6 protein-coding genes are annotated in these 3,281 nt (G+C 74.8%); all 6 read left to right on the top strand.

Annotated features, from left to right (window positions below; translation table 11 throughout):
• On the top strand, positions 1 to 392 hold a 392-nt coding region (locus NWP10_RS11170; RefSeq protein WP_375162490.1), incomplete at its 5' end, for a hypothetical protein.
• Positions 393 to 1,254: 862 nt separating this feature from the next.
• Positions 1,255 to 1,428 carry a hypothetical protein gene (locus NWP10_RS11165; protein WP_248194145.1) on the top strand — a complete coding sequence of 58 codons (174 nt, stop codon included), beginning with the start codon at positions 1,255 to 1,257 and terminating at the stop codon, positions 1,426 to 1,428.
• A gap of 93 nt (positions 1,429 to 1,521) precedes the next feature.
• Positions 1,522 to 1,695: a hypothetical protein gene (locus tag NWP10_RS11160; RefSeq protein WP_181878914.1), complete on the top strand. Its 174-nt coding sequence runs from the start codon at positions 1,522 to 1,524 to the stop codon at positions 1,693 to 1,695.
• A 110-nt stretch (positions 1,696 to 1,805) separates the two neighbouring features.
• On the top strand, positions 1,806 to 1,979 hold the full coding sequence (locus NWP10_RS11155; RefSeq protein WP_181878913.1) for a hypothetical protein: 174 nt from the start codon (positions 1,806 to 1,808) through the stop codon (positions 1,977 to 1,979).
• A gap of 179 nt (positions 1,980 to 2,158) precedes the next feature.
• The gene (locus NWP10_RS11150; protein ID WP_101963330.1) at positions 2,159 to 2,734 is read left to right on the top strand and encodes a PH domain-containing protein; all 576 of its coding nucleotides are present in this window, start codon (positions 2,159 to 2,161) and stop codon (positions 2,732 to 2,734) included.
• Positions 2,731 to 3,281, top strand: a 551-nt coding sequence (locus NWP10_RS11145; RefSeq protein ID WP_258300956.1) for a PH domain-containing protein, incomplete at its 3' end; no start/stop codon positions are given. The genes NWP10_RS11150 and NWP10_RS11145, both read left to right, overlap by 4 nt.

Here is a 3,281-nt window from a genome sequence, read left to right as displayed (position 1 = left end):
CCGGCGGGGTCGTCCCGGCCGGGGCCGTGGGGCTCGCCGGGCTGCTGGCGGTGCTCGCCGGCACCGCCCTCGTGGTCCTCGCCGGCGGCCTGGCGGCGGCGGTGCGCTCCCTGCCCGTGGCGCTGCTGGCCTTCGTGGGCGTGATGGTCGTCCTCCCGCTGGCGATGACCATGGCCCCGATGCTCCTGCCCGAAGCGATCGGCTCGGCCGTCACCGCGGCGGGCGCGTGGCTGCCCGCCCAGGCGTGGACGGGCGCGGCCGCGGTGTCCCAGCTCGACCCCGTGACCCCCGCCGCGCTGCTCCCGCTGGTCGGCCGCCTGGCGGTCCTCGTCGGCTGGACGGCGGCTGCCGTGCTCGCCGCCGTGGCCGTGGTCGCACGCAGGGACGCCTGACGCTCCCCGCCTGAGGGTCCCGCCGCGCCGGGACCGCCCACTCGCCGCCGCCCTGCCCGCGTCTCAGACGCAGGCAGGGCGGCGGCTTTTCTGCGCCCTACCGCGTGCGCCCCAGCGAGCATTCACGTGCCCGGTATCGAGCAATTTCTCACCGATTGCCTGTCCCTCGCAGGGTGCACTGAATCGTTCCCTCGGATCCCCTTCCGCGCCCCGAGCGCCAGGGCCTCCGGCCGGCGCAACCGGGGGGACGGCCTACCCGCCTCCACCCGGAGGACGGCCTGCCGGCACCCCCTCCACGGCCCCGGAAAGACGGACCGCCGACGCCCCCGGAACGCGGCGGCCAGCGGCCGGCCGGCGGACGGCTCGGAGCAGGTCAGCGCAGGCCGGCGCGGATCGCCGTCGATCGCCACGCGCACCCCGGACGGCCACCGGCGGCGGCCCCCCGGGAGGGCATCGCCCCGCGCCCCAGGGCGCCCGGGTCGCCTCGGATCGGCCTTGTGGGGCTGCGGAACCGCCTCGCGGCGGCGATGACGGCGGCCGAGCCACTCCAGCCGTCCATCAAAGGTCGGGGCGGCGGCGCCCTGCCCTAGACCCACGACGGCGGGCCCGGCACCTGAGTCGACCGGAGACTCCCACTTTGATCTCCCCACGGAGCCGCCTCAATGCTGGCTGATATTCCACCGTACGGTGGTGTTTCCACCCTTTGCCTGAGCGAGAGTATTGAGTCATCGCAAGGGAGGAAAACACCTCCGGAGCGAAGGACAAGAAGTCACCACGACTCACCTGGAGAACGACTCCTGAGAGGGACAGACCCCTCTCGCCCGGAGAGCCAGGATCCGCACACCACCCCAAGGAGACACCCATGTTCACCGTGATCCGCCGCCTGCTCGCCCTCACCTGGAAGTACGGCAAGTCCGCCATCACCCGCGCCGTCACCTACGTGCGCAACAACCGGGCCACCATCGACCGCTGGATCGTCCGCTTCGGCTACGCCGGTGCCGTCGACCAGGTGCTGCGCGCCATCGGCGTCCTCTGAGCCGACCCGCACCGACCACCCCACACCCACACCCCAGTCGGCCGGCATCCCGCCGGCCACCCCCGATACCCCCGACACCCCTAGGAGACACCCATGTTCACCGTGATCGCCCGCCTCGCCGCCCTCGCCTGGAAGTACGGCACGGCCGCCGTCAACCGCGCCATCACCTTCGTGCGCAACAACAAGGCCACCATCGACCGCTGGATTGTCCGCTTCGGCTACGCCGGTGCCGTCGAGCAGGTGCTGCGCGCCATCGGCGTCCTCTGAGCCGACCCGCACCGACCACCCCACCCCACACCCACACCCACACCCACACCCCAGTCGGCCGGCATCCCGCCGGCCACCCCCGATACCCCCGACACCCCTAGGAGACACCCATGTTCACCGTGATCCGCCGCCTGCTCGCCCTCACCTGGAAGTACGGCAAGTCCGCCATCACCCGCGCCGTCACCTACGTGCGCAACAACCGGGCCACCATCGACCGCTGGATCGTGCGCTTCGGCTACTCCGGTGCCGTCGACCAGGTCCTGCGCGCCATCGGCGTCCTCTGAGCGGACGTCCCACCCCCGAAAGCCCTCGTCGCCCCCGCGACGAGGGCTTCGGCGCGCCCGCCCTCCGCCTTTCGTCGCACTCCGCGCCCGACTCAGGTCCGTGGTCCCGCCCCCGGCGCTCCGGGAGACTGGACGCGGCGGCGCACACCGCCCGCCACCGATCCCGAGGAAGACCCCGCATGCTCGATCACCCGAACGCCGCCCCGTCGCCCGAGGACGCCCCGGCCGCGCCCGCCCGCCCGGCCGGCGACGCCGGGGTCACCCGGCTGCCCCGGCTCGCGCTGCGCGTGTGGCAGGCGACCACGTGCGCGACGGCCCTGCCGATCGCCGCCGTCCTGGCCGCCGTCGCGCTGTGGTGGGACCACCCGGTGGGCGGCCCTGTGCTGTGGATCCTCGTGGCCCTCACGGCGGCGGTCGCCCTCGCCGACCTGGCCGTCGTCAACCGCGTCCGGCACCGCAGCTACAGCTACACGGTGGACGAGGACGAGGTGTACATCGCCAAGGGCGCCCTCGTGCGCCACACGGTGGACGTCGCCGTGCCCCAGGTCCTGAGCGTGCACGTGGTCCGCGGCCCCCTGCAGCGGGCGCTCGGCCTGGCCACGGTGCGCTTCGTGAGCGTGGTGGACGCCGAGTCCCTCGGCCCCGTGGAGCTCGCCGAGGCGCAGCGCGTCAAGGAGGTCGTCCTGCGCGGGCTCGCCGCCCGCCGCCAGGAGTCGGCGACCGCCCTCGTCGCCGCCGGCGAGGTCGCGCCGTGAACGCCGCGCCCCGGACCGGCGAGGCCGCCGTCGCCCGCCCCGACCCCTGGCCCGCGCCGGCGTCGTTCTCCGACTCCCCCCGCTACGTGCTCGCCCGCTGGATCACGGACCTGCCGGCCATGGCGATCGGGCTCGTCGGCTCGCTGACGTGGATCGCCCAGTGGCCCGCCCCCTGGGGGCCCCTCGTCCAGGCGCTGATGCTCCTGTGGGTCGCCTCCCTCGTGCTCGGCCCCGTGGTCCGCTGGCGCACGGCCCGCTTCCACGTCTCCGCCGACGGCGTCCAGGTGGACAGCGGCCTGCTCTCGCGCCGCTCCGAGTCCCTGCCGTGGGACCTCGTGACGTCGGTGGACCACCGCCAGCCCTGGGCGTTCCAGCTGCTGGGCATCACCGAGGTGACGTGCACCCAGACCGGCGAGGACGGGTCCCGCGTCCGCCTGGACGGCCTGGCCCCCGCCGACCTCGCCGCGTTCCAGCGGCATGCCGACGCCGCCGCGGCGCTCGGCCGGTCCGCGCCGGCCGCGCCCTCGCGCGTCGAGGACGTCGCGGC

The sequence above is a fragment of the Micrococcus sp. HG099 genome (assembly GCF_024723355.1).
GTDB classification, from domain to species: domain Bacteria; phylum Actinomycetota; class Actinomycetes; order Actinomycetales; family Micrococcaceae; genus Micrococcus; species Micrococcus endophyticus.
Note: the sequence above shows the minus strand (reverse complement) of the source record. Positions and strands in the feature narration are given on the sequence as shown.